The sequence below is a fragment of the Cohnella pontilimi genome, from assembly GCF_005049045.1.
GTDB classification, from domain to species: domain Bacteria; phylum Bacillota; class Bacilli; order Paenibacillales; family Paenibacillaceae; genus Cohnella; species Cohnella pontilimi.
In genome coordinates this window covers 14,421-39,719 of record NZ_SUPK01000013.1, presented here as the reverse complement: position 1 = coordinate 39,719, position 25,299 = coordinate 14,421, and the positions used below count along the sequence as shown (strand labels likewise).

Here is a 25,299-nt window from a genome sequence, read left to right as displayed (position 1 = left end):
GATGGCCTATCATGACGGCACTTTAAAACTATTTTCAGGCAGTTCGAATCCGGAGCTGGCCAAGGCCATTGCTAAGCATATCGGCGTGGAGCTGGGCACTGTCCATCTGCGCCGGTTCAGCGACGGAGAAATCCACATCCAGCTCGATGAAAGCGTGCGCGGCGCCAACGTATTTGTCATCCAGTCTACGTGTGCGCCGGTGAACGAAAATTTGATGGAGCTTTTGGTCATGGTGGACGCGCTCAAACGGGCATCCGCCAAATCGATCAACGTCGTCATTCCGTACTACGGATATGCGCGGCAAGATCGCAAAGCGCGTTCACGCGATCCGATTACCGCCAAGCTGGTGGCCAATCTCATTGAGACCGCCGGGGCACACCGGGTCATTGCCATGGACTTGCACGCGATGCAAATTCAAGGTTTTTTTGACATTCCGGTGGACCACTTGTTGGGTGTTCCGATTTTGGGCGACTATTTTTATGAGAAGGATCTGGAAAACCCGGTCGTCGTATCACCCGACCACGGCGGCGTGGTCCGGGCGCGCAGGCTGGCCGATACACTCAACGCGCCGCTCGCCATTATCGACAAGAGAAGGCCAGAGCCGAACGTGGTCGAAGTGATGAATATTATCGGAGACGTAGCCGGGCGGACCGCGATTCTGGTGGATGACATCATCGACACGGCCGGCACGATCGCGCTGGCGGCCACAGCGCTGAAGGAAGCCGGCGCCAAGGAGCTTTATGCCTGCTGTACGCATCCGGTTTTGTCGGGTCCGGCCATGGAAAGGCTGCAAAACTCCCATCTCAAAGAAGTGGTGGTCACCGACACGATCCCTCTTCGCGATTTAAAAGGATGTACCAAAATTCGCGTTCTCTCCGTAGCGCCGCTGATCGGGGAGGCCATTACTCGCATTCATGAGCAGAAGTCGATCAGCAAGCTGTTCGAGCCTCATGTTTAAGCTGCTTGTCTGGCGGGTAACAATAGGGTATGCCTGTGCCTAATGGGTGCAAGTTAGACGGGTGAATTAGGCGGTATGTGCCGACCCGCTAAGGAGGTATTCCCTATGAGTCAAAAACTGCAAGCCGAGAAACGTGAAACGACCAGCCGCGGCCAGTTGCAAAGCATTCGCCGTCAAGGCAAAGTGCCGGGCATCGTTTACGGTCAAGGTGTGAAGGAATCTACGCCGATCACGGTGGATGCGAAGGATGTACAGGCGCTGCTTCGAAACAATCCGCGTGCCGTGCTGGAATTGGAAGTGCCGGGTATCGGCAAAAAGAACGTGATGCTGACGGACGTGCAAAGAGATGCACTTAGTCGTGAAGTGCTTCATATCGACTTTCACAAAATTAATATGAACCAGAGCGTGACCGTGCCTGTACGCATAGAAGTGTCGGGAAAATCTGCCGGCGAGAAGGAAGGCGGCCTGCTGCAGCTCGTTCTTCATGAGGTGGAGATCGAGTGTCTGCCTAAGAACTTGCCGGAGGCCATCACCATTGATGTGACCGCGCTGCAGATTGGGGACAATCTTACCGTTGGGGATATTCGGCTTCCTGACGGCGTTCGAGCGGCGCTCGATGCGGATACGGTAGTAATCGCGGTACTTGCTCCGCAAAAAGAGCGTACGGAAGACGAAGTCGAGGCGATGGACGACGCTTCCGAAGAAGCGGCCAGCCAGGCCAATACCGGGGCCAAAGTGGAAGAGTAACCTCGAAAAATCAAAACAGAGCCGCGCCTTTTGCGCGGCTCTTTTCGGTGTTCGGGACTGGGGTCAGTATCCCGGACGGGAGACGAATGTGAACTGCCGGCGGCTGTAGAAAATATTGTTGACCTTCACGAATTCTTTGCCATAATATTCGATGAACCCGATGTCGCTATGCTGACGACCGAAGTAGATTTGGACCGGCACTTCGGATACCATGTGGTCGGCAAAGTGACGGTCGTGGAAAATCATTTGACCGTTTAAGTACATGAAGTTCACCTTCTTTCGTTTTTAGGTTCCTTAACAGCTAGGACACATAACGAGGTCAAATCGTTGCATGCAAATGAGAAAAATTTAAGTCGCAGCTGCAAGTGGAGGTCGATGACAATCATGCGCTGGATCGTCGGACTGGGAAACCCCGGACCCGCTTACGAGATGACTCGGCACAACGCGGGTTTTCTCGTTGTGGACGAACTCGCCCGAAGATGGAATGCCGGCTCTTTTCAAAACAAATGCAAGGCGCTTGTGGCGGAAGCCCGTGTACAGAACGTCCGGGTGGCGCTCGTAAAGCCGATGACATACATGAACTTGTCCGGGGAGTCCGTACGGGCTTTCATGGATTATTTTAAGGCCCAGCTGGAGGACGCCATTGTCGTATACGACGACATGGACACCGAAGTCGGCAGAATCCGGCTGCGTTACCAAGGCAGTGCGGGAGGGCATAACGGGATCAAGTCGATCATCCAGCACACCGGCACGCAGACGTTCAACCGGGTACGGATGGGCATTTCCCGGCCGAAGCCGGGCATGGTGATTTCCGATTACGTGCTCTCTACATTCGCCAAGTCGGAAGCGGCCGATCTCAAACGGATGATTGAGGAAGCGGCGGATGCGATCGAGTTTTCGCTGACGCACTCGTTCGATCAGACGATGGCCAAGTTTAATGGCCGATCCTCAGATTAAGGATGCCTTTCCGCTTAAAATCGAGATTCGGCGGGTATACTGAATGAGGCGCGGCAAGAAGCCGCAGATCCCCATTCAGGAGGCCTCCATATGGCTGTAAACTATGAATGCCGACACTGCCATATGCCGCTGGGACGTTTCGAGAGCGGGCAAGTCCCCGAATACCGGTTGGGCCTGCAATTCTTGACCCCCGAAGAGCGAAAGCGTATAATGACGTATAATTCAAACGGGGACGTGACCGTAAAGGTTGTTTGCGAATACTGCGGCCAAACGCTGGAATCGCATCCCGAGCTGGCGCTGCTCAGCAATCCGCTGCAATGAAGCTTGCGCCGCACACGAAACCACATCGTGAGGAGGCCTTGGCATGTGCCGGGGCTTCTTTTTCTGGTTAATGTTACATTATTCCGAACCATGCAGATCTCTCCGAAAAGCAAGCCGAATAAGCTACGAGCTATGCCTCCTTTTCGGAGAGGATTGAAAGGGGAAACGCCATGAACCCGCTGCTCCAAAGGATCGTCACGGACTCCGATCTGGTGAGCGTCATGAACGGAATCCGCGGCGGCATGAAGGAACAGCTTGTCGCGGGTTTGTCGGGCTCGGCCCGGCAGGTCATGATCGCCGCCTTGTACCGGGAAATCGGGCGGCCGATGCTCGTCGTGACGCACAATATGTTCGCGGCGCAAAAAATGACAGACGATTTGCAAGAATGTCTGTCGCAAGAAGAAGTACTGCTGTATCCCGCCAACGAACTCATAGCCGCGGAGACGGCGATCTCCAGTCCGGAGACGTCCGCCCGCCGCCTGGACGTGCTGCTGAAGCTGGCTGAAGGCTTCCGCGGCATTGTTGTCGTGCCTTTCGCCGGTGTCAGGCGTTTCCAGCCCGACCGTAACACGATGGCCGAAGCGCGAATCGATCTGCGTGTCGGAGACACCCTTCCCATGGAAGGGTTTTTGCGCGATATGGTGGCGCTGGGGTATGAACGTGTCGACCGCGTGGAACAAAAAGGTCATTTCAGCGTGCGGGGCGGCATTGTCGACTTTTTTCCGTTGGCTTCCTCCATGGCCTACCGGGTGGAATGGTTCGACGACGAGCTGGATTCGATCCGGACGTTCGACCCTACAGATCAGCGGTCGATCGACAAGCTCAACGAATACACGGTGCGTCCGTGCCGCGAATTGATCGCCAATACGGCCAGGTTCATGAATGCCGCTCAGCATGCCGAGTCTCTTTTGGAGAAGCAATTGGAAAAGATGAGCGACCGACAGGCCAAAGAACGGCTTTCCGCTGAAATTTCCCGGGAAATCGAGCTTTTGCGACAAAACGTATATTTTGCTGAAATCTACAAATATATTTCGCTGCTGTATCCCGAAAGACAAACGCTGCTGGACTACATTTCGAAAGATACGCTGCTCATGCTGGACGAACCGAGCAGGCTCGGCGAAACGGCCCGTCAGCTGGAGCGGGATGAGGCGGAGTGGAGCACGCACTTGCTGCAGCAAGGCAAGTCGCTGCCCGGCTTCGCGCTGGCCGTTGGGGCGGAGCAAGCCCTTTATCCCAAAGGGTTTCAGACGGTGTATCTCTCTTTGTTCGTCCGGCAGATTCCGCATACCCAACCGCAAAACATCGTCAACTTCGTCTGCCGGTCGATGCAAAACTTCCACGGACAAATGAATGTGCTGAAAGCCGAGATGGAACGCTGGCGCAAAAACGGCGCCAAAATTGTGATGCTGGCAGGCGGACATGAGCGTGCCGACCGGATGCGGCGGGTGCTGGAGGATTACCAGATCGAGCCGCCCGAAATTATACATGGCAATTTGCAGAATGGTTTTGAACTGCCTTCCGTGCATTTGGTTGTCATCACAGAAGGCGAAATGTTCACCCAGAAACAGCGCAAGGCGCGCAGAGTCGACCGCCATCTGGACAATGCGGAGCGCATCAAAAGCTATACGGAATTAAAGGTCGGCGATTACGTCGTCCATCAAAACCACGGCATTGGCAAATACCTCGGCATCGGCACGATGGAAGTTGCCGGTATTCATAAAGATTACTTGCACATTACGTACGCCGGCAACGATCGGCTGTCTGTTCCGGTGGAGCAGTTCGATCTGATCCAAAAATATGTCGGCGCGGAAGAGAAGGAGCCGAAGCTCAGCAAGCTCGGCGGCGCGGATTGGAACCGGGTGAAGTCGAAGGTTCGTTCTTCCGTCAAGGATATCGCCGACGATCTCATCAAGCTGTATGCGGCGCGTCAAGAAACCAAAGGCTTCGGATTTGGGGAGGATACTCCTTACCAGCAGGAGTTTGAGGCGATGTTTCCGTATGAGGAAACGCCCGACCAGCTCCGGGCGATACGCGAAATCAAAGCCGACATGCAGCTGTCGCGCCCGATGGACCGGCTTCTGTGCGGCGATGTAGGCTACGGGAAAACGGAAGTAGCGGTGCGGGCCGCTTTTAAAGCCGCCATCGAAGGAAAGCAGGTGGCCGTGCTCGTCCCGACGACCATCCTGGCTCAGCAGCATTATGAAACGTTCCGCGAACGGTTTTCCGGCTATCCGTTTCAGATCAAGGTGCTCAGCCGTTTCCGCACACGCAAGGAACAGAACGAGACGATCAAAGGACTGCGCGCGGGAACGGTGGATGTCGTCATCGGCACGCACCGCCTCCTGTCGCAAGACGTCATTTTTAAAGACTTGGGTCTGCTCATCGTGGACGAAGAACAGCGTTTCGGCGTGACTCATAAAGAGAAATTGAAGAAGCTCAAGACGAATGTGGACGTGCTCACCTTAACCGCGACGCCGATCCCGCGGACGCTTCACATGTCCATGCTCGGCGTACGGGATTTGTCCGTGATCGAGACACCGCCGGAAAATCGTTTCCCTGTGCAGACCTATGTGGTGGAGTACAGTCCGACGCTTGTCCGAGAAGCGATCGAACGGGAGCTGGCGCGCGGCGGCCAAGTCTACTATTTATTCAACCGCGTACAAGGCATTTACCAGATGGCGGAGCAGATCAGCGCGCTCGTGCCGGACGCCCGCGTGGCCGTGGGCCACGGACAAATGTCCGAGCAGGAGCTGGAACGGACGATTCTCGATTTTCTGGACGGCGAATCCGATGTGCTGGTCAGTACGAGTATTATTGAAACGGGCGTGGACATTCCGAACGTGAATACGTTGATCGTTCACGATGCCGACAAGATGGGGCTTTCCCAACTTTATCAGCTCAGGGGGCGCGTCGGCCGCTCGAACCGGATTGCGTATGCGTATTTCACCTATCAGCGGGACAAGGTGTTGACCGAGGTCGCAGAAAAGCGTCTTCAATCGATCAAGGAATTTACCGAGCTCGGTTCCGGGTTCAAAATCGCCATGCGCGATTTGGCGATTCGCGGAGCGGGCAATTTGCTGGGCGCGGAACAGCACGGCTTTATCGCTTCCGTAGGCTTCGATTTGTATTCTCAAATGCTATCGGAAGAAATCAACAAGCTCAAAAGTGAACGATACGGCGCTGAAGCGGTGCCGGTACAGCCGGTCCATACCCAGCTGGATCTGGGTGTCGATGCCTACCTTCCGCCAGACTACATTTACGACAGCATCCAGAAAATCGAAATTTATAAAAAAGTGGCGGCTTCTTCTACATTGGAAGACGTGGCGGACTTGTTCGAAGAATTAACCGACCGATTCGGCGATCCTCCGAAGGCGGTATTGAATTTGCTCACGGTGGCGAGGCTGCGGGTTTACGGCCGCCAATACGGGATCGAATCGATCGTTAACCGCGGAGAGGAAATCACAATCAAGTTCGAAGACCGCCGCAGCGCCGAGGTCGAACCGGTCAAATTGAAGGCGATGGAAGCGAATTTCAAAGGGCGGCTCACCGTAACGATATCCGCGCAGCAGCAGCAAGTGCGGCTGAAGGTAAGAGGCTTGGACGACGACGCTTTGTTGGCGCTGGCAGAGGAATTTCTGGTACAATACAGGGAAGTCCTAAAATCGAAGGGAGAACTTCAAGATGTTACACCCTAAACGCACACCGATTCGCCGGGTGCTCGTGTTAGCGCTCGCGGCGGTGATGCTGGCCGCACTGGTTTCGGCCTGCGGCAAAAAAGCGGAACCCAAGAACGCCACGGACCAGCTCCCGGGCGCCGGTCAAGGTCAAGTCGTCGCGACCTACAAAGGCGGAGAAATCAGCCAAGGGGAGTTTGACAAATATACTTCTTTCTTGACCGTAACCGACCCGCAGACGGCGATGTATTTGCAAATCCCGCAATTCAAAGAACCGTTCTTGAAACAATATGTTTTATATAAGGTCTTGTCTACCCGTACCACGGATACACAGAAAAAGTCGGCCGACGACGAGGCGGCGAAGTTTGAAACGCAGGTTAACGATGCCATCAAACAGCAGCCGAGCTTGAAAGATCAGCTGGAACAACAAAAAATCACAGTCGCTGAGATGAAGAAATTCGTCAAAGCGCTGGCTTCCGCCAACCAAGTCGTTCAGGCTAAACAAACGGAAGTCAGCGGTGCGGTGAAAGATACCGACTTGAAGGCCGTTTTTGATAAAAATCCTTCGGACTATAACGTCGCAACCGTACGCCATATTCTAATCACCACCTCCGACCCGCAAACCGGCGAAGAAAAGCGTTCCGACGCGGACGCCTTGAAGCTGGCCAAAGAGGTGAAGGACAAGCTCGAAAAAGGCGGAGACTGGAACGAAATCGCCAAGCAATACTCCGAAGATCCCGGTTCCAAGGATAACGGCGGCTTGTACGAAAAGCAGGTCGTGAAAGGATGGGTGACGGAATTCAAAAACGCCGCCAACACGCAGCCCATCGGTAAAATCGGCGATCCCGTGAAAGTAAGCTATGGCTATCATGTGATCATGGTTGCAAGCCGGGACGTCGCGGCGTTTGATAAGTTGTCTGCGGAGACGAAAGACGAGCTGAAGCAGGAAGTTGTGGACGAAAAAATCAAGACGTATCTGGAAGGCGAACAGAACAGCCTGGATATTAAAGTCACCCTGCCGGCCGAACCGTCGCCGTCGCCATCCGCATCGCCTACGGCATCCGCACCGGCTTCGCCGTCGGCAACGGCATCTCCCACGGCTACTACAAGCAAGTAAACAAGCGGCTCATCGGCTGCCCCCGTTCTCTGGGGGCGGCTTTTTATTTTTCAAAAGCACTTCGTTGGTTTAAGGGTAATAACAGGAAGAGCAGTTGGCTGTTTTCTCCAGCGGTGGGCAAGCGCATAAGAAAATGGGAGGGGTTGAATACTACAGCTACGAATCCGTGAAACCTTCCTCCGAGCGCAAAAGCCTTCGCGATACAGGCCGGTCAGGGATCCGAGCCGGCGCAGCAGCCAATGGTGAAAACAACGATGAAAGTGGGGCAACTGGACCATGAAAGCAACCGGGATTGTACGCCGCATCGATGACCTCGGCCGGGTCGTCATTCCGAAAGAAATCCGACGCACGCTCCGCATCCGGGAAGGAGACCCTCTGGAGATTTTCGTGGACCGGGACGGGGAAGTGATCCTGAAAAAGTATTCCCCTATCGGAGAGCTGGGCGACTTCGCCAAGGAATACGCCGAATCCTTATTTGAAAGCACGGGTCATATCACCATGATTTCCGACCGCGACACTGTCATCGCGTTGGCCGGCGCTTCCAAGAAAGAGTACTTGGACAAGCCCATCGGCGGAACGTTGGAAAGCTGCATGGAGAACCGCAAAATTATGCTGGAGACCGGCGGCGGTAAATACGAGATCATGAGGGACGGCGAAACGTTCAGCTCGTTCGTGGCGGCTCCTATTGTGGCCGGAGGCGATCCGATCGGAACAGTCGTGCTTCTCAGCAAAGAAGACGGCGTGACGATGGGTGAAATGGAGAGCAAAATGGTGGAGACTGCGGCCGGATTTCTGGCTAAACAGATGGAGCAGTAAGCGTGATATCTTGATTAGCTCACGATCCCAAGAAGGATAGCTTCCCGGACGGTATAAGGTGCCGTGCCGGGGAGCTTTTTTGCAGGTTGGATACCCTGCCGCGCCGATATTCGTCCCGGAATCCGTATTCGTATATAATGCATACATGGAGATTCTCCAGGCTTGAAGAGGGAGAATGGGGAGAAGGAATGCATGAGAAAGGAACGATACGGCCAGCGGGAGCAAGGACAGGCGATTCTGAAAGGAGCCGCGCTGCTCGGAGGAGCGGCGCTCGTCTCTAAGCTGATCGGCACGCTGCAGAAAATCCCGCTGCAAAACTTCGGAGGAGACGAAGTATTCGGATTATATAGCGCCGTTTACGCGTTCGCGGTGTTGTGGCTGACGCTGGCCGCGGCAGGTTTGCCGACCGCGGTGAGCGCGCTCGTCGCGGAGCGTGAGGCGGAGGGCGACGAGTTGGGTGCGCAGCGAATCGTACGTTGGTCGCTTGGTTTGCTTAGTGTTAGCGGACTGATCGCTTTCACGGCGCTTCAACTGGGAGCCGGCCTGTTCTCCGAGTGGATGGGAGTGCCGGAAGCGGCATCCGCCATTCGGACCAGCTCGATCGCGCTGCTGTTTGCACCTGCAGCAGCTGCGCTGCGGGGATACCGGCAAGGCCAGATGAGCATGCTCCGGCCGGCCGTGTCGCAGCTGATCGAGCAATCCGCGCGCGTTGCTTTTATGCTCATGATGCTCGGCATTGCAGTTGGAGCGGGCTGGAGCGGCCCGGCGACCGCGGCTGCCGTCCATGGAGGACTGGCCGCAGGAGCCGCAGCGGGTTTGATCGTGATGCTGTGGCCCGAGAAGTCTTCCGGCAAAGCAGGCGTCTGGATACGGCGGAAGGCAGCTGCGAGCACCTCAGGGAATACGACTACGAAACGAATGTTTTATTGGCAGGAGCCCAGGCTGGCTTTGGTGAAACGGATTGCCGGCATCGCTTTGCCCGTGGCGGCGGTTTCCGTGGTCGCTCCGTTGTTCGGGCTGATCGACGCGTTCACCATTCCCCGGCTGCTTCAGCGAGAAGGGGCGGACGCGGTGTCTGCGATCTCCCAATTCGGCGTATATAACCGCGGGATTGCGCTGCTTCAGCTGGTGCTCATGGCTGCCGCTGGCGCAGCCGCGGCGCTGGTGCCCGCGCTGACGACCGAGCGGGTGCGGGGCGATGATGCTGCGGCGGCCGAGCGGGCCGCGTTCACGCTGCGCCTCGCCTGGTGGTTCGGCGGCGCCGCGGCGGCAGGCTTGGCGCTGCTGGCCGTGCCGGTCGATATCGCGCTGTTCGCGGACGACAACGGCAGCGCGGTCATGGCTCTGCTTGCGCCGGCCGCGCTGTTCGGCGCGCTGCAGGCGGTGAGCGGCGCACTGCTGCAAGGGCGGGGAGACCTGCGGTCCCCCGCCGTGAACTTGGCCGCCGCTGCCGTGTTTAAGCTGGCGCTGAACGCCGCGCTCGTGCCGGCGTACGGCATTACCGGCGCGGCCGCCGCCATGGTTGCCGCGTACGCCTCAGCCGCGGTGCTGAACGCGCTGTCGCTGCGCTCGCGGCTTGCCGTGGCCGGACCAAGCCTGGCGATCGCTTGGCGCTCGGCTGCCGCGCTCGCTTTCATGGCCGCGGCCGTTGCGGCCACCGGGTTCGCGCTCGGCGCGCTCACGCACAGCCTGCCGCACCGCGCCGGAGCGCTGCTCACCGCGCTGCCCGGCGTTGCCGTGGGCTTAGCCGCTTTCGCCGCCGGCCTGATCGCCGCGGGCGCCGTCGGCCCGCAGCAATGGCGCGAGCTGCCCGGTCTTTCCGCGGCCTCGCGCGCGGACGTCTGGCTGCTGCGGCTTCACGCGGCGCTTCGCCGCCAGACGCCCTCATCCCCACATTCCAGGGAAGGATGATCGACCCATGACGCCAACTTCAAACTCAACACCATCCATTACCGTTGTCGGCCTCGGATCCGGCGGTGAAGATCAGCTGACACTCGGAGCGCTGAAGGCGCTGGAACAATCGCGGCTCCGTTACGTGCGTACAGCTGACCATCCCGCGGTATCCGACCTGAGCGGACGGGATATCGTGTTTGAATCTTTCGATTCCATCTATGAAGCACACGACGATTTCACCGAAGTGTACGATGCGATCGCTGAGCGTCTCTTGCAAATCGCCAAGGAATCGCAAGGAGAGCCGGTCGTCTATGCCGTACCGGGGCATCCGATGGTCGCGGAACGAACCGTCGTACTATTGCGCGAACGTGCGCCGAAGGAGGGCGTGGAAGTTCGCATTCTCGGCGGAGAAAGCTTTCTCGACCAAGTGTTCACTTCGCTCGGATTCGATCCGATCGAAGGATTTCAGCTGCTCGACGCATCCGAAGTGACGCGGGATTCGCTTCGCCCCCGCTTACATACCGTGATCGGACAAGTATACGATTCGTTCACCGCGTCGGACGTCAAGCTGGCGCTGATGAACGTATATCCCGACGATTATCCCGTCGTGGTCGGACAGGCGCTGGGCGTTCCCGGACAAGAACGCATCCTGAACGTTCCGCTGCATGAGCTTGATCGACTGGACGGTTACGGCAATTTGACGCTGGTTTTCGTGCGGGCGGACCGGGACGAAACACTTCGGCGCCGTTCTTTCGAACGGCTGCAGGAGATCGTGGAAATATTGCGGAGTCCGGAAGGCTGTCCTTGGGACCGCGAGCAGACACACCAATCGATCCGCAAAAATTTCATCGAAGAAACTTATGAAGCCATCGAAGCGCTCGATAACGACGACCCCGACAATATGAAAGAAGAATTCGGAGACGTGATGCTTCAGGTTCTTCTGCACAGTCAGATGGAACAAGAACTCGGAACGTTCGACATCTATGACGTGCTCGCCGAGCTGAACGATAAGCTCATTTTCCGCCACCCTCATGTATTCGGGGGAGATAATGCCCGGGATGCCGAGGAAGCACTGCGGAATTGGGAGCAGATGAAGGCCGAAGAGAAACGGCGCAAAGGCGCGGCGGAGCGCGCCTCCGTTTTGGACGGCATACCTAGAGACTTGCCCGCGCTGATGAAGGCCTACAAACTGCAGAAAAAAGCGGCGGCCGTCGGGTTCGATTGGCCGGATCTGTCCGGCGTGTTCGACAAAATCGAAGAGGAATTGGCGGAGCTGCGCAGCGCAGTGAAGGACGAGCCGGCCGACCGGCAGAAGGACGAGTTGGGAGATTTGCTTTTTGCGGTGGTGAACGCGGCCCGCTTTCTGAAAGCCGATCCGGAAGAAGCGCTTGCCGGCACCAATCGCAAATTCACCGAAAGGTTCCACTATATAGAAGAGAGACTGCGTATAAGCGGCAAAACTTTTGACGAAACTGATTTACTAGAAATGGAAGAGTGGTGGCAAAAAGCCAAAAATACCCACTTATGAAGCCGACATTCCGCTTTTTCGCCAACTTTCCCTTAAATTCTTCATAAATCGGGAAAAAATTTTGCAAGTTTTGCAGGATTTTTTTAGCAAGGGACAGAATACTCTTCTTGTGCTTTTCAAAAGAACGCTTCCCGACGGCCTTCAGGCCGCAACGGCAAGCGACCTAATCTCAAGAAAAACTGGGAGGATTACGAATCATGAACAAGACCGACCTGATTAACAACATTGCAAGCAAAAGCGGATTGACGAAGAAAGATGTCGAATCCGTACTGAACGGCTTCTTGACGGAAGTATCCGACGCCCTCGCTAAAGGCGACAAAGTTCAACTGATCGGCTTCGGCACTTTCGAAACCCGCAAGCGTTCCGGCCGTGTGGGCCGCAACCCGCAAACCGGCAAATCCATCACGATCCCGGCTTCTAAAGTTCCGGCATTCAAAGCAGGCAACAAACTGAAAGACGCTGTAAAGTAATTCATGCGTCTCGACAAATTTTTGAAGGTGTCGCGGCTTATTAAGCGCCGCACCGTCGCGAAGGACGTGTCCGATCAAGGGCGCGTCCTTCTCAACGGTAAAGAGGCCAAACCGGGCAGCGTCGTCAAGCCGGGTGACGAGCTCGAAATCCAGTTCGGCCAGCGAATCGTCACCGTGCGGATCGAGCGGCTTCTGGAGTCGGCGAAAAAAGAGGACACCGAATCGATGTATACCGTAGTCAAAGAGGAATTCCGCAAAAACGAAGATGGTCCCTCTTTCCCGTGATTTTGCGAGGAAATTAGGGTAATATAAAGCCAGAACCGCTATACGCCGCCTAAGGGCGGCATTTTTTGTGGAACGGAGGAAGGACCAGTGGTGCAAAACCGAACGTGGGAATTGTGGATCGGATCCTATGCGAAACCCGACGAAGCGGGCATTACGAGAGTGGAGATGGACGCAGCGACCGGAGAGTGGGTGAAAACCGCGGAATACGGCGGTATCGAGAACCCTTCTTTTCTCGCGATGAACCGAGACGGCTCGGTGCTGTACGCCGTGAGCGAGACGATGGAAACAGACGGACAGCCGGGCGGTCGCATGATCGCCTATCCGGTCGCCCCGGACATGCGTAAGCTTGAAGCGGGCTGGGAACGTCTCACCCATGGAGCCGCACCTTGCCATCTCATGCTGGATCCCGAGGAAAGATGGCTGGCCGTGGCCAACTATGCCGGAGCGGCTGTGACGTTATATCCGCTGCATACGGACGGCAAACCCGGCGAAGCGATGGTCCGCCTCCGGCACGCGGGATCGGGTCCGAACCCGCAGCGGCAGGAAGCGCCTCACCCCCACGCCGCCGTTTTCGGACCGGAAGGCGGGCAATATTTGTTCGTACCGGATCTTGGGTTGGACCATGTTATGATTTATAAACAGGGCGAAGGCGGTTCCGAATGGACCGGCCATGGCACGGCGCCATTGTCGCCCGGCGACGGCCCGCGGCATCTGGCGTTTCACCCGGATGGCCGGTCGGCGTATGTGGTAAATGAACTCAGCAATACCATTACACGTTTTTCCTATCCGGAGCCGGGAAAGCTGCAGCGCGAGGAGACCTTGTCTACGCTGCCTGCCGGCTTCACGGGAGAGAGTACGTGCGCCGAAGTTGCGGTTTCTCCAGACGGCCGATTTGTTTATGTGTCCAATCGCGGACATGATAGCATCGCCATTTTCCAAATCAACGCGTCTACGGGACAACTGGAGGCAGCCGGACATGTCTCGACCCGGGGCCGCAATCCGAGACATTTTACGCTGACGCCTGACGGTGAATGGCTGATTGCCGCTCATCAGGACACCAACAATCTCGTATTGTTTCGCTTGGATAAGCAATCCGGTTTGCCGATTTACCAGGGAGTGGAGCTTTCGGTGAACAAGCCGGTTTGCGTGCTGATACGCCTTCTTGAATAAACGCTGTCCAAAAGTATTGACGGTGACAAAGCAAGGTGTTACTATCAAGCACATATATTCCGATTTATTCTATCGGATTAATTTGAGACAGAGAGTGGGATTTTCTGAAATGAGAAAACAATTCACGGTTTTTGCGCTGGTGCTGTCATTCGTTTTGATCCTCTCAGCCTGCGGAAAAAGAGATAACAACGTCCAAGGGGCGGCTTCTTCCCCGGCGGCTTCCTCATCCGCGAGTGCGAGTGCATCCGCGTCGGGACAAACGCTGCTGGATTCCATCAAAGCCAGCGGCAAAATCCGGATCGGAACGGAAGGAACATACGCTCCGTTCACGTTCCACGATAAAGATGGGAAACTGACCGGCTTTGACGTGGAGCTGGCGCAAGAGGTGGCCAAGCGCCTCGGGGTTCAGCCTGAGTTTATTGAAACGAAGTGGGACGGCATGTTCGCCGGTCTTGACGCCAAACGCTTCGACATGGTGGCCAACGAGGTATCCATCCGTGACGACCGCAAAGAAAAATACGATTTTTCCTCGCCTTACATCGTATCCAAAGCGGTTTTGATCGTTCATCAAGACAATAACGACATTAAGCAGCTTTCGGATTTGAAAGGCAAAAAAGCCGGCCAGTCGTTGACGAGCAATTTGACAGACATTGCAAAATCCAATGGCGCAAAAATTGTTCAAACCGACGGCTTCAACCAAGCGATCGAACTGTTGCTTTCTAAACGGATTGACGCTACCATCAATGACGGGCTTTCCTTCTTAGATTTCAAGAAACAGAAGCCGGATGCGCCGATTAAAGTGGTGGCTGAAACAGCTGATGCTTCTCAAAGCGCATTCTTGTTCAATAAAGGCAACCAGGAACTCGTCGACGCGGTAAACAAAGCGCTGGATGAGATGAAAAGCGACGGCACTTACCTGCAAATCTCCGAGAAATATTTCGGTGCAGACGTCTCCAAATAAAGGACGATTTCTATGACCGATAAACAGATACAAATATTTATGGACTCCTTGCTACCGTTGCTCAAAGCAGCGGTAGCTTTTACCATTCCCCTGGCCATCATCTCATTTGTGCTCGGGTTGCTTGTTGCGCTTCTCACGGCACTGGCCAGGTTGTCGAGTTTCAAACCGCTCGTCTGGCTTGCTCAATTTTATGTTTGGATCATTCGCGGAACGCCTTTGCTCGTTCAATTGTTCATCATATTTTACGGGCTCCCCAAGGTGGGAATTATCATCGACCCGTTCCCGGCGGCTGTGATCGGATTTACCCTTAGTGTCGGAGCCTACGGTTCGGAGACAATCCGAGCTGCAATCTTGTCGATTCCGAAAGGTCAGTGGGAGGCTTGTTACTCCCTTGGCATGACGTATTGGCAGGCGTTGAAACGGGCTGTGCTGCCGCAGGCGGCGCGAGTCGCAACGCCTACGCTCGCGAGTTCTTTCATCAGCTTGGTGAAAGATACTTCCCTTGCCGCTACGATTACAGTGACAGAGATGTTCCAAGTATCGCAGCAGATCACCGCTGCGCAATACGAACCGTTGTTGCTTTATTCGGAAGCCGCACTGATCTATCTAGTGATCAGCTCGGTACTTTCTTATGGACAAGCGCGCTTGGAAAAGCATTTCGATCGGTATACGGCCAGATAGGAGGGATTACGACTTGCTGGAGATGAAAAAACTCAAAAAGTCGTTCGGTGATATTGAGGTGCTTCGGGATATCGACCTTCGACTGGAAAAAGGCAAAGTGTTGGTCATTGTCGGTCCTTCCGGATCGGGCAAAACCACCTTGTTGCGATGCATCAACCTTCTTGAGACACCAACGGAGGGAGAAATGACGGTCGGCGATCTTCAATTGACATTCTCGCCGGGCACCAAACTTCGTAAAATCGATATTCTCGAGCTCAGGCAGCGGACGGGAATGGTGTTTCAAAGCTATAATCTTTTCCCGCATCGCACCGCTGTGGAGAACGTGATGGAAGGCTTGATTACAGTAAAGAAGGCGGATAAGCACGAATCGCGAAGCCTCGCAATGGAGATGCTTCGCAAAGTGGGCTTGGAAGAGAAAGCCGAAGCATACCCGTATCAACTGTCCGGAGGTCAACAGCAGCGTGTCGGCATTGCTCGCGCGATCGCTATGGATCCGGATTTACTACTGTTTGATGAGCCTACATCGGCGCTCGACCCTGAGCTCGTAGGGGAAGTACTCAATGTGATGAAAGCTCTAGCCGCTGAAGGACGGACAATGGTGGTGGTTACGCATGAGATGAAGTTCGCGGCAGACGTGGCTGATACCGTCGTATTCATGGACAATGGGCGAATTGTGGAGCGTGGAACCCCGGATGAAGTGTTCCGGCAATCTGCCAATGAGCGTACAAAGGCATTTTTATCCCGCGTAAGCGGAACCGAACCGCCTGTACAAGCAACGTTCTAAACCGGTTCGTCCCCCCATAAGGTAGATAGTGAGGGAGGGACGTGCCATGGAACACGGCAAAGCCAAGCACCATGAAATCCGGATGCTGAACCGCAAAACGCTGGAAATTACCGGCGTGGGCAACGTCGAGAGCTTCGACAACGAAGAATTTCTTCTGGTCACGGAATGCGGTTTTCTGGCGGTTCGCGGGCAGAATCTGCATATGAAAAATTTAAGCCTGGAGCAAGGCCTCGTTGCCATTGAGGGGACGGTAAATTCCCTTGTCTATCTCGACGCCGGCAGCGCGGGCAAATCGAAGGGCTTATTCGGGAAGTTGTTCAAGTGAACGCGGCTTCCCAATGGACGACCATCGGCTGGATGATCGTGTGCGGCGTGGCCATGGGAACGGTGTTCGATTTTTACCGGGTGGCGGCACGGCGTTTCCGGATTCCTCGATGGCTGCTTCCGGTGCTGGATCTGGCGTTCTGGTCGGCGGCCACGATTGGCGTCTTTTCCGTATTGCTCGACAGCAATCATGGCGAAGTTCGGATGTACGTCTTCCTCGGGCTTGGCATCGGCGTTACCGGCTATTTCGGTCTGATCAGCGGCTGGATGGTCAAGCTGGCTGCGTGGATTTACAATACCGGGACCCGGATCATCCTCCTGTTGGCCAAGGGTGTCCGTGTCCTGCTGATCGTTCCTCTCCTATGGGTTGTCCGGTTGTTGGCCAAGCTTCTGGATATTTTGTTCGTGATCACGGCGGCTCTGCTGTTGTGGACATTCCGGCTGTTGCTGAAGCCTTTGAAACGGCCGGGCCGTTGGGCTTGGGGGCGAATGCTTCCTGTCCGGAGAAAAGCACGGGAGATATGGGAAGCGGCGGTACGTTTCAAAAACAAATTGAAGGCGGCGTGGGACTTTTTTCGAAAAAAAACATAGTCAGAGGTGTTTCGACACCGTTCGAAGCGGGTAATAGAAGGAATTGAATCGGAAGAATTATATTTCCGGCGTCCCAAAATATGCTATAATGATCGCGACCCGCAGACTTTGCAGTTTTGGCATGTCAGGGAGAAAGCGCATTCTGGAGAAAGGAGGCATCGGACATGTCATCCCGTACAGCCGCAAGCACACCCGCAGCCATCGGAGCCCGCAGAAGATTGAAGCTATTGATGTTCGTCATGATCATTTTCATGAGCTGGGCTGCGTATACGTTGGTCGACCAATATACGCATCTGAACACGGCGTACAGTCAAATGCGGGAAAGCGGCAAGAAGCTGACCGATGCCGAAGCCAAGAGTGACGCCCTCAAGCAGGAGATCTCCCGCTTGAACGATCCCGAGTATATTGGCCAAATCGCTCGCAGAGACCAGGGAATGGGAATGCCTGGCGAGCAACCGATTCAATTTGAGAAATCCGCGCCGTAAAGCCGCTCAGGCCGCTTGGCACGGGGCATGCGTCTGTTGCCTTGCTTTCCGCGGTCGGTTATAATCGGCATACCGGACACACTAGGTTCGGGAACATTCAGGTTCAGGGAGGAACATCGGTTTTTATGGCCATCGAAGTGGGCACCAAATTGGAGGGCAAAGTGACCGGCATCACGCATTTCGGAGCGTTCGTGGACCTCGCGGGAGGCGTCACGGGTCTCGTCCACATTTCCGAGGTTGCCGACAGCTATGTGAAAGACATCCACGAGCATCTGAAGATCAATGACGTGGTAACGGTCAAGGTCATCAACGTTGACCAGAATGGCAAGATAGGATTGTCCATTCGACAGGCTGTAGACAAACCGCCGGAACAGCAGCAACAGCACCGTGGACCTCGCGGCGGCGGCGATCGCGGCGGCGGCCGGGGCGGATTTAGAGCCGGCGGCGGCGGACGTGCGACGTTCGAAGACAAGGTGAGCCGTTTCCTCAAGGACAGCGAGGAACGTATTTCCACCTTGAAGAAGAGCACCGAATCCAAACGAGGCGGCCGGGGCGGACGCCGGTCGTAATATACACAAAAGAGCATTGAACCGGATCATGGGATCCGGTTTTTTTGCATTTTCATTTCATTTGCTTTACCAATATCCCCTTCGCTCAGCGACCCGTTCCGCAACTGAGCGAAGGGGATATCGACAAAGGGAAATTTTGAACAATATACCCACCATGCCACCTGACATTTGCTTCCATTCGAGGTCATCCGGCAACGATGCGCGGATGGCGTCTGTTTACAGAATCGGCAATGCCGTCGGAAGTCCCCGAGTTAGATCAAGATGTCACCCGACGACCAAGGGAACGTACTTTCCGGTTAGGGAGAAATCTTCACGCCCGCCGCGGGTTTGTCCGACTCTCGAAAACCGTCCCGCGAGAGTGCCGGAACTGTCGGAAAAAACTTTTGCAGCTCCTACGCCTTCTGACAAACTTTCGCCCTGGCACCCCTCTATAATTAGAGGCACATTCACTTGGAGAAAGGGTGTTCAAAATGGACAAGTCGTCCGTCGTACCGTTCGTGCCGAGGCATGGAAGCTATCATCCCGGTTCCTCTTCGTCTCCCGCCAGAAAGCGCTGGTTCGTGAGGAGCCGAAAGGTGAAAGCTTCCGGTACGTCTCCGCAGCGTCTCGCGCGGTGGGGTCAAGCTTTTCGGCAAAAGCAGTGGGTGTTGTTGACGGTGTTGATGGGCTTTCTGCTCGGCAGGGCAGAGTTGTTGGAACATTTGGCACCCTTTGCGGCCGCTTTTTTCGGCGTCATCATGTACATAAGACGGGATATGGCTTTCTGGGCGGCAGCGGCTCTGATCAGCGGCAGCTTCTGGGCGGCGGATCCGGCACCCGCGGTGATTGCCGGCGAAATCGGAGTGCTCTATTTGCTGGTCCGGGGACTGGAGCTTTACGAAAAGGCGGACTTGTCACATGCACCGGTCGTGGTGTTTGCCTCCAGTTTGCTTGTCCGAATGTTCGAGACCGTTCTGGAAGATAATCCGGATTGGCTGCCTTATGTATGGACGGCGGTGGAAGCCGCGATGGCATTCGTGCTCACCATGCTGTTCGTTCATGCCTTGCCCGTGCTGAACCGGACCAAAAAAACGGTTCAGCTGCGCCACGAGGAATGGATCGGCGTGCTGATCCTCGCGGCTTGCCTGATTACGGGCTTGGCCGGCTGGACGGTGTATGGAGTGGAGACGTCGGCGGTGTTCACCCGCTATGTCGTGCTGTTAGCCGCGTTCGTCGGCGGAGTGTCGCTGGGCACTTCCGCAGGCGTGGTGGCCGGAATCATGCTCTCTTTATCCGATCTCGGCGCCATGGGAGAAATCGGCTTGCTCGCTTTCGGCGGCCTCATGGCGGGGTTGATGCGGGAAGGAGGCAAGGCCGGCTCCATGTTGGGACTATTGCTGGGCACATCCGTGCTGGGGATGTACGCGCCGGATTCCGGAGCGATGCTGGCGTCCACGTGGGCCACGCTGGCTGCCGCGGCGTTCTTTTTCCTCACTCCCAGAAAAGCGACCGATGCTATATCAAAATATGTACCGGGCACCCCCCATTATGCCCAAAATCAGCGCGAGTATGCGAAAAAAGTTCGCGATCTTACCGCCGAGAGGGTATCCCGGTTTTCCGAAGTGTTCCGGCAGCTGTCGGGGAGCTTTCGCCAAATGACGCAGGCCGGCAATCCGGATCAAGGCAGCCGGGATTTCGATCATTTCGTAGGCGCGGTCCATGAGAAAGCGTGCGCCGGCTGCCATAAGCGAGGCGCCTGCTGGGACGCTCAATTTTTCCAAACCTACAAGCTTATGACCGACATGCTGAGCGCGGTAGAGAAAGAGCCGGACATGCTGCCGTCGCAGATACCCAAACCTTGGACGCGAATATGTGTAAAGACACCTCTCGTGCTGGATATCCTCAAACGGGAGTACGATCTATACCGGCATGATCTGCATTGGAGAAGGCAGCTGCAGGACAGCCGGTATTTGGTGGCGGATCAACTGTCGGGCGTCTCGCAGGTCATGGACGATCTGGTACGGGAAATCCGGCGGGAAGCCCAGCAAATGGAGCGCCAGGAGGAAGAAATCCGCGACGCAATCGACAGGCTGGGGCTGGCCGTTCAGAGTATAGATATCATGAGCCTGGAGGAGGGAAGAGTCGAGATCGAAATGGTACACGCCTTCAAGGCGGGGTACGACGAATGCCGGAAAATGATCGCGCCGCTCCTTTCCGAAATACTTGGAGAAACGGTATGCGTAAGGCAGGAACGCGGCGGTGATCCGGCGGTACATTTAACGACCGTGACATTCTCTTCGGCGAAAGCGTTCGAAGTCGAGACCGGTGTGGCCGGAGCGGCGAAGGACGGCGATCTGATGTCCGGCGACAGTTTTACGATGACCGAATTGTATAACGGTAAATTCGCGGTGGCGATCAGCGACGGAATGGGCAACGGGGTTCGCGCGCGGATGGAGAGCAGCGCCGCGCTCACGATGCTGGAGCAGATGTTGCAATCGGGCATCGACGAACGGCTGGCGGTTAAATCCGTTAACTCGATCTTGCTGCTTCGGTCGCCGGACGAGATGTTCGCGACGGTCGATCTCGCATTAATCGATTTATTTTCGGCGCATGCGACCATGCTCAAAATCGGCTCTACTCCGAGCTTTATTAAACGAGGGAGGGAGATTATCCCGATTGCGGCCAACAACTTGCCGATCGGGATTTTGCAGGAAATCGAGATCGATTTGTTAAGGGTGCAGCTGCAGCCCGGCGATACCCTGATTATGATGACGGACGGCGTGCTGGACGCACCCGGTCACGCGATGAATAAGGAGATGTGGATGAAGAGGGTGCTTCAGGAAATTGAAACGGATGACCCGCAGGAGCTGGCGGACGAGCTGCTCAGCATTGCGCTTCGTCAGAACCCGACGGGCGGCATTCGGGACGACATGACCGTTGTGGTCACTCGGGTGATTCGTTATCAGCCCGAATGGGCGGCATTCCGCTTCCCCGGCATGGGCCGGGTGGAGCGTCCAAGGACGGTGAGCTGAACCGGAAACGTGGTACCGATCGGAAATTCCCCGTTAGTCCTCTTTGATGCCTCTATACCTCTTCAATTTGCCTCTTTCACGAAGAGCCCCGCCCGGGGCTCTTTCGCCTTTTTCCGAACCTCCGCTTCGCTCCGGCAGGATTAAATCTTTCTCTATCTGGCGAAACTGCTGATAGAGTAGGGAGGAGTGAGAGCGGTGAAACAAATTCTTCTGATAACCGACGGCTGTTCCAACGTCGGCGAAAGTCCGGTATCTGCGGCGGCGTTGGCGTTTGCGGAAGGCATTACCGTCAATGTCGCCGGCGTGATAGATGAAGGCGCCATTGGAGAGCAGGGAGCGGTCGAAATCGCCGAAATTGCCAAAGCCGGCGGCGGCATGAGCCGCATCGTGACGACCCATCAACTGTCACATACCGTGCAAATGATGACGCGGCAAACGGTCGCGGGCACGATCCGGCACGCGGTGAACCAAGAGCTCAAACAGCTGTTCGGTCTTGATTCAGTCGGTGCGCTGCCGCCGCCCAAACGGGCTGAAGTGGTCCGGGTGATGGACGAGCTGGAAGAAACGTCCGAGCTGCGCGTCGCTTTGCTGATCGACGCGAGCGCCAGCATGAAGCCAAAGCTGCACGCGGTGGAGGACGCCGTTCGCGATCTTGCGCTGAGCCTTCAGTCGAGGAATGGGAGAAGCGCGGTGGCGGTGTTTCATTTTCCGGGCGATTTCGGGCATTTGCCATGCGTGCTGGATTGCGGTTGGACGACGGAAGCGGGCAAACTCCATTCTATGTTCACCCGGATCCGGATGAAAGGGACGACGCCCACGGGACCGGCCCTGTTGCAGGTAGTTGATTTTATAAGGGAAACATGTGGTATTATCAAGTCAGAACTTCTGGAACCTCCGCATATCGAGCGGGGCGATAACGAAGAGGTGCGGAGTGACTACGTCGTCTGAGAAAGTGCAACTGCCACCCGGCACTCTCGTGAAGGGCAAGTGGAACGGAAAAAAATATCGGCTTGAACGATTACTTGGTATCGGAGCGAACGGGCAGGTGTATTTGGCCTCCCTCGGGCGCTCCGTTTGCGCGCTTAAATTTAGCGACGAAGCTGCCGAATTGCAAGGAGAAGCCAACGTCCTCGCTTCGCTCGATCATACCGGAAAGAAACGCGGGCGGGTCCCGTTTTTGCTTGATGTGGACGATTTTACGCTGGATGGGCGCGATCTGCCGTTTTACGCGATGAGGTATGTGCCGGGTACGCCGGTCAGCGCTTATTTGAAACGCCACGGTTCTCAGTGGATGGGCGTCGTCGGCTACCGGCTGCTGGAGCGGCTGGCCGAGCTGCATGAAGCCGGATGGGTGTTTTCCGACATCAAAACAGATAATGTACTAGTACATGACTACGGAGCGGTCGAGCTCGTCGATTTCGGAGGGGCGACCGCGGCGGGCCGAAGCGTGCGGCAATTTACCGAGATTTACGACCGGGGATATTGGTCGGCCGGCAGCCGAACCGCCGACCCCGCTTATGATTGGTTCGCTTTCGCCATGTTATGGCTGCATGCCCTCGACGGCAAGCGGCTGCTGCAGCTCACCCGAGCATTGCTGCCGCAAAATCGTCATCCCGGCGAATTGATGAAGCTGGTGCGAAGCCATCCGCGGCTTCGGACGATGGAAGGCTGGATGGAGAAGGCGTTCCGCGGCGGTTTCCAGGATACCAGAGAAGCTTTGCTCGAATGGCGGCAGGCGATCCGCAGCTCGGAACGAACCGCGAAGTCGTCCGAATCTCATGTGCCGGGCTGGATGGCGGGGCTGCTTGCGGGTTCGGTTGTGCTGTGCGCCGCGGTGGCGGCCGTGTGGTTTCTCCAATAATCGCGAAAGGGACGGGCTGCGGATGGAAAGCCGAGACGAATTGTTGATCTGCGTCAAAAAGGAAGCGGAGGCGGCAGGCTGGGGGAAGCCGGACCATGTTGTCGTGGCCGCGGTCTCCGGCGGACCGGACTCGATGGCGCTACTGCATCTGCTCCTGTGTATCGCCGCCGAACGTCCTTTCCGGCTCGTAGCCGCTCATGTCAATCATCGTTTCCGGGGGGCGGAAGCCCAGGCGGAGGCCGAACTGGTCGCCGGAACGGCGGCGAAGTGGGGCGTGCCCTTGGAATCGGCGGCGATCGACGTGCCGTCTTATATAGAAGAAACCGGAATGAACGCGCAAGCGGCCGCCCGGGAGAAACGCTACGAGTTTCTGCGAACGGTGGCGGAACGTCACGGAGCTACGCATCTGATGTTCGGCCACCATGCCGACGACCAGGCGGAAACGGTATTGATGCGGGTGCTTCGGGGAACCGGTATCGGAGGTTTGGCGGGAATTCCCTACCGGCGCAAAGAGGGAAATTTGGAACTGCTCCGGCCGCTTCTGCGTATACCCAAATGGGAGCTTCAAGCGTATTGCGAGAGAAACGGGATTCCATTCGCGATCGACAGCAGCAATTTAAGCCGGAAGTATTTTAGAAACGCCGTCCGTCTCGATTTATTGCCGATGCTGGAGAGCTACAATCCGCGGCTGAAGGAGTCGCTGATTCGGCTGGCGGAAATGGCGGAGGCCGACGACGATTACCTGGAGGCGGAGACCGCCCGCGTTCTCGCCCGGATGTCGGTGCGTGCCGGACAAGGCTTCCGGCTGGAGCGAAGCGGGTTCCGCGGCCTGCACGTCGCTTTACAACGCAGATTGATTAAACTAATATTAAGTTATTCTGTGAGCCCTTCTCATTTCCGAGAGTTCCGGCAAATCGAAGAGATTCTGCAGGCTGCGGCGGATGACCGCCCTTCCGTAACGCGGATCGACATCGGAAACGGCTGGAGATTCGTCCGGGAATACGATGAGCTGTATATCGGACCTGAGCCGCCGAACCGGACCGGATTTCGATATGAAGTGACCGAACCGGAGTCCGCACTATCGATGCACGCGGGCGATTCCGGGACTGTTTTCGAATTTCAACGTCTGGAAGGAGCCGTTTCCTCGCCGCCGGACAATCGGTGGGAGGCTTTTTTTGACGCATCGAAGCTCGTGTGGCCATTGTCCGTCCGAAGCCGGGAGCCCGGCGACCGCATGGAACCATGTGGACTAAACGGCTCCAAAAAAGTGCAAGATATGTTCGTCGATGCCAAAGTGCCGCGCTCCAAGCGGGGCCAATGGCCGCTGGTCGCGGACGCGCAAGGCCGGATTTTGTGGATTCCCGGACTTAGGCGTTCCCGCATCGCGCTCGTGGGAGCGGACACGAGGAGCACAATCCGAATTGCGGTCCGCGAAACGGATGCCGATCCACGAACAAGGACATGAATGGAGCAATGCCATCATACCGTTTATTAATCCGACTGGGAGGTCCCCTCTTTGTTAAACGACATTCAAGAAGTGTTTTATTCGGAAGAACAAATTCAGGGTAAAGTGAAGGAGCTGGGAGCCGCGGTCAGCCGGGATTATGAAGAGCGCAACCCGCTCGTGATCTGCGTGCTTAAAGGCGCCTTTATTTTTATGGCCGATCTCGTCAAAAACATCACCGTGCCGATCGAACTCGATTTCATGGCGGTGTCCAGCTACGGCAACTCCACCCGCTCATCCGGCGAAGTGAAAATTATTAAGGACCTGGACACCTCCGTGGAAGGGCGAAACGTCATCATCGTCGAGGATATTATCGACAGCGGCCTCACGCTCAGCTATCTGATCGATGTGCTCGAGCGCCGCAACGCGCGGTCTGTTAAGGTAGTCGCATTGTTCGACAAACCGGCGCGCCGCACGGTCGAGTTGAATGCCGATTACACCGGCTTCGTCATCCCGGACGCGTTCATCGTCGGATACGGTCTCGATTACGCTGAGAAGTACCGCAATCTTCCATTCGTCGGCGTGCTGAAACCTGAAGTTTACTCCGGCAGCTGAAGCCGTGCAGGGACGCGGGTTGCGCCGCCGCGTTCTA

General features: G+C 56.1%; 25 protein-coding genes. 24 read left to right on the top strand and 1 reads right to left on the bottom strand.

Annotation, left to right across the window (positions count from 1 at the left end):
* The first annotated feature begins 1 nt into the window (after nucleotide 1).
* Both E5161_RS19990 and E5161_RS19985 read left to right on the top strand, forming a co-directional pair.
* On the top strand, nucleotides 2–958 hold the full coding sequence (locus E5161_RS19990; protein ID WP_136779650.1) for a ribose-phosphate diphosphokinase: 957 nt from the start codon (nucleotides 2–4) through the stop codon (nucleotides 956–958).
* A gap of 105 nt (nucleotides 959–1,063) precedes the next feature.
* Complete coding sequence (locus E5161_RS19985; RefSeq protein ID WP_169306776.1) at nucleotides 1,064–1,705, top strand: 50S ribosomal protein L25; 642 nt, start codon at nucleotides 1,064–1,066, stop codon at nucleotides 1,703–1,705.
* A gap of 63 nt (nucleotides 1,706–1,768) precedes the next feature.
* Here the strand turns inward: E5161_RS19985 and E5161_RS19980 are convergent, their stop codons facing one another.
* Nucleotides 1,769–1,969: a hypothetical protein gene (locus E5161_RS19980; RefSeq protein ID WP_136779648.1), complete on the bottom strand. Its 201-nt coding sequence runs from the start codon at nucleotides 1,967–1,969 to the stop codon at nucleotides 1,769–1,771.
* Between the two features lie 120 nt (nucleotides 1,970–2,089).
* On the opposite strand from E5161_RS19980, the gene pth reads away from it, so the two are divergent.
* The 22 genes from pth to hpt all read left to right on the top strand — a co-directional run bounded on the left by pth (nucleotide 2,090) and on the right by hpt (nucleotide 25,262).
* Nucleotides 2,090–2,662, top strand: coding sequence for an aminoacyl-tRNA hydrolase (gene pth, locus E5161_RS19975; RefSeq protein ID WP_136779647.1), 573 nt, complete (start codon nucleotides 2,090–2,092; stop codon nucleotides 2,660–2,662).
* A 90-nt stretch (nucleotides 2,663–2,752) separates the two neighbouring features.
* Nucleotides 2,753–2,983 (top strand): anti-sigma-F factor Fin, encoded by a 231-nt coding sequence (locus tag E5161_RS19970; protein ID WP_136779646.1) that lies wholly within the window; start codon nucleotides 2,753–2,755, stop codon nucleotides 2,981–2,983.
* A 170-nt stretch (nucleotides 2,984–3,153) separates the two neighbouring features.
* A complete protein-coding gene (mfd, locus tag E5161_RS19965) occupies nucleotides 3,154–6,678 on the top strand; it encodes a transcription-repair coupling factor (RefSeq protein ID WP_136779645.1) in 3,525 nt (1,174 codons plus the stop codon).
* Entirely contained in the window at nucleotides 6,665–7,774 is a 1,110-nt protein-coding gene (locus E5161_RS19960) for a peptidylprolyl isomerase (RefSeq protein WP_136779644.1), read from the top strand. The genes mfd and E5161_RS19960 overlap by 14 nt, the downstream gene beginning before the upstream one ends.
* A 276-nt stretch (nucleotides 7,775–8,050) precedes the next feature.
* Nucleotides 8,051–8,590, top strand: a complete 540-nt coding sequence (spoVT, locus tag E5161_RS19955) for a stage V sporulation protein T (RefSeq protein ID WP_136779643.1) — start codon at nucleotides 8,051–8,053, stop codon at nucleotides 8,588–8,590.
* A 192-nt stretch (nucleotides 8,591–8,782) separates the two neighbouring features.
* The gene (locus E5161_RS19950) at nucleotides 8,783–10,501 is read left to right on the top strand and encodes an oligosaccharide flippase family protein (protein ID WP_136779642.1); all 1,719 of its coding nucleotides are present in this window, start codon (nucleotides 8,783–8,785) and stop codon (nucleotides 10,499–10,501) included.
* A gap of 7 nt (nucleotides 10,502–10,508) precedes the next feature.
* Nucleotides 10,509–12,011 (top strand): bifunctional methyltransferase/pyrophosphohydrolase YabN, encoded by a 1,503-nt coding sequence (gene yabN / locus E5161_RS19945; RefSeq protein WP_136779641.1) that lies wholly within the window; start codon nucleotides 10,509–10,511, stop codon nucleotides 12,009–12,011.
* A 197-nt stretch (nucleotides 12,012–12,208) separates the two neighbouring features.
* A complete protein-coding gene (locus E5161_RS19940) occupies nucleotides 12,209–12,481 on the top strand; it encodes an HU family DNA-binding protein (protein WP_136779640.1) in 273 nt (90 codons plus the stop codon).
* Between the two features lie 3 nt (nucleotides 12,482–12,484).
* Nucleotides 12,485–12,766, top strand: coding sequence for an RNA-binding S4 domain-containing protein (locus E5161_RS19935; protein ID WP_136779639.1), 282 nt, complete (start codon nucleotides 12,485–12,487; stop codon nucleotides 12,764–12,766).
* A 90-nt stretch (nucleotides 12,767–12,856) separates the two neighbouring features.
* On the top strand, nucleotides 12,857–13,936 hold the full coding sequence (locus E5161_RS19930) for a lactonase family protein (RefSeq protein WP_211246767.1): 1,080 nt from the start codon (nucleotides 12,857–12,859) through the stop codon (nucleotides 13,934–13,936).
* Between the two features lie 109 nt (nucleotides 13,937–14,045).
* Nucleotides 14,046–14,897 (top strand): amino acid ABC transporter substrate-binding protein, encoded by an 852-nt coding sequence (locus E5161_RS19925; RefSeq protein ID WP_136779637.1) that lies wholly within the window; start codon nucleotides 14,046–14,048, stop codon nucleotides 14,895–14,897.
* Nucleotides 14,898–14,909: 12 nt separating this feature from the next.
* Nucleotides 14,910–15,578 (top strand): ABC transporter permease subunit, encoded by a 669-nt coding sequence (locus tag E5161_RS19920; protein WP_136779636.1) that lies wholly within the window; start codon nucleotides 14,910–14,912, stop codon nucleotides 15,576–15,578.
* A 13-nt stretch (nucleotides 15,579–15,591) separates the two neighbouring features.
* Nucleotides 15,592–16,362, top strand: coding sequence for an amino acid ABC transporter ATP-binding protein (locus tag E5161_RS19915; protein WP_136779635.1), 771 nt, complete (start codon nucleotides 15,592–15,594; stop codon nucleotides 16,360–16,362).
* A gap of 46 nt (nucleotides 16,363–16,408) precedes the next feature.
* Nucleotides 16,409–16,687, top strand: a complete 279-nt coding sequence (yabP, locus tag E5161_RS19910; protein WP_136779634.1) for a sporulation protein YabP — start codon at nucleotides 16,409–16,411, stop codon at nucleotides 16,685–16,687.
* Entirely contained in the window at nucleotides 16,684–17,277 is a 594-nt protein-coding gene (yabQ, locus tag E5161_RS19905) for a spore cortex biosynthesis protein YabQ (protein ID WP_136779633.1), read from the top strand. The genes yabP and yabQ overlap by 4 nt, the downstream gene beginning before the upstream one ends.
* Before the next feature lie 164 nt (nucleotides 17,278–17,441).
* Nucleotides 17,442–17,762, top strand: a complete 321-nt coding sequence (locus tag E5161_RS19900; RefSeq protein ID WP_136779632.1) for an FtsB family cell division protein — start codon at nucleotides 17,442–17,444, stop codon at nucleotides 17,760–17,762.
* A gap of 125 nt (nucleotides 17,763–17,887) precedes the next feature.
* Nucleotides 17,888–18,331, top strand: a complete 444-nt coding sequence (locus tag E5161_RS19895; RefSeq protein ID WP_136779631.1) for a S1 domain-containing RNA-binding protein — start codon at nucleotides 17,888–17,890, stop codon at nucleotides 18,329–18,331.
* Nucleotides 18,332–18,801: 470 nt separating this feature from the next.
* Nucleotides 18,802–21,342, top strand: a complete 2,541-nt coding sequence (spoIIE, locus tag E5161_RS19890) for a stage II sporulation protein E (RefSeq protein ID WP_136779630.1) — start codon at nucleotides 18,802–18,804, stop codon at nucleotides 21,340–21,342.
* A 195-nt stretch (nucleotides 21,343–21,537) separates the two neighbouring features.
* Nucleotides 21,538–22,290, top strand: coding sequence for a vWA domain-containing protein (locus E5161_RS19885; protein WP_136779629.1), 753 nt, complete (start codon nucleotides 21,538–21,540; stop codon nucleotides 22,288–22,290).
* Nucleotides 22,274–23,203 carry a serine/threonine protein kinase gene (locus E5161_RS19880; RefSeq protein WP_246042467.1) on the top strand — a complete coding sequence of 310 codons (930 nt, stop codon included), beginning with the start codon at nucleotides 22,274–22,276 and terminating at the stop codon, nucleotides 23,201–23,203. Before E5161_RS19885 ends, E5161_RS19880 begins: the two co-directional genes overlap by 17 nt.
* Nucleotides 23,204–23,225: 22 nt before the next feature.
* A complete protein-coding gene (tilS, locus tag E5161_RS19875) occupies nucleotides 23,226–24,668 on the top strand; it encodes a tRNA lysidine(34) synthetase TilS (protein WP_136779628.1) in 1,443 nt (480 codons plus the stop codon).
* A gap of 51 nt (nucleotides 24,669–24,719) precedes the next feature.
* Nucleotides 24,720–25,262, top strand: coding sequence for a hypoxanthine phosphoribosyltransferase (gene hpt, locus E5161_RS19870; protein WP_136779627.1), 543 nt, complete (start codon nucleotides 24,720–24,722; stop codon nucleotides 25,260–25,262).
* Nucleotides 25,263–25,299 lie beyond the last annotated feature (37 nt).

Coding starts and splice junctions, on each gene's coding strand:
- E5161_RS19990 (WP_136779650.1), top strand. CDS start 2: ATGGCCTATCATGACGGCACTTTAAAACTATTTTCAGGCAGTTCGAAT.
- E5161_RS19985 (WP_169306776.1), top strand. CDS start 1,064: ATGAGTCAAAAACTGCAAGCCGAGAAACGTGAAACGACCAGCCGCGGC.
- E5161_RS19980 (WP_136779648.1), bottom strand. CDS start 1,969: ATGTACTTAAACGGTCAAATGATTTTCCACGACCGTCACTTTGCCGAC.
- pth (WP_136779647.1), top strand. CDS start 2,090: ATGCGCTGGATCGTCGGACTGGGAAACCCCGGACCCGCTTACGAGATG.
- E5161_RS19970 (WP_136779646.1), top strand. CDS start 2,753: ATGGCTGTAAACTATGAATGCCGACACTGCCATATGCCGCTGGGACGT.
- mfd (WP_136779645.1), top strand. CDS start 3,154: ATGAACCCGCTGCTCCAAAGGATCGTCACGGACTCCGATCTGGTGAGC.
- E5161_RS19960 (WP_136779644.1), top strand. CDS start 6,665: ATGTTACACCCTAAACGCACACCGATTCGCCGGGTGCTCGTGTTAGCG.
- spoVT (WP_136779643.1), top strand. CDS start 8,051: ATGAAAGCAACCGGGATTGTACGCCGCATCGATGACCTCGGCCGGGTC.
- E5161_RS19950 (WP_136779642.1), top strand. CDS start 8,783: ATGAGAAAGGAACGATACGGCCAGCGGGAGCAAGGACAGGCGATTCTG.
- yabN (WP_136779641.1), top strand. CDS start 10,509: ATGACGCCAACTTCAAACTCAACACCATCCATTACCGTTGTCGGCCTC.
- E5161_RS19940 (WP_136779640.1), top strand. CDS start 12,209: ATGAACAAGACCGACCTGATTAACAACATTGCAAGCAAAAGCGGATTG.
- E5161_RS19935 (WP_136779639.1), top strand. CDS start 12,485: ATGCGTCTCGACAAATTTTTGAAGGTGTCGCGGCTTATTAAGCGCCGC.
- E5161_RS19925 (WP_136779637.1), top strand. CDS start 14,046: ATGAGAAAACAATTCACGGTTTTTGCGCTGGTGCTGTCATTCGTTTTG.
- E5161_RS19920 (WP_136779636.1), top strand. CDS start 14,910: ATGACCGATAAACAGATACAAATATTTATGGACTCCTTGCTACCGTTG.
- yabP (WP_136779634.1), top strand. CDS start 16,409: ATGGAACACGGCAAAGCCAAGCACCATGAAATCCGGATGCTGAACCGC.
- E5161_RS19900 (WP_136779632.1), top strand. CDS start 17,442: ATGTCATCCCGTACAGCCGCAAGCACACCCGCAGCCATCGGAGCCCGC.
- E5161_RS19895 (WP_136779631.1), top strand. CDS start 17,888: ATGGCCATCGAAGTGGGCACCAAATTGGAGGGCAAAGTGACCGGCATC.
- spoIIE (WP_136779630.1), top strand. CDS start 18,802: ATGGACAAGTCGTCCGTCGTACCGTTCGTGCCGAGGCATGGAAGCTAT.
- tilS (WP_136779628.1), top strand. CDS start 23,226: ATGGAAAGCCGAGACGAATTGTTGATCTGCGTCAAAAAGGAAGCGGAG.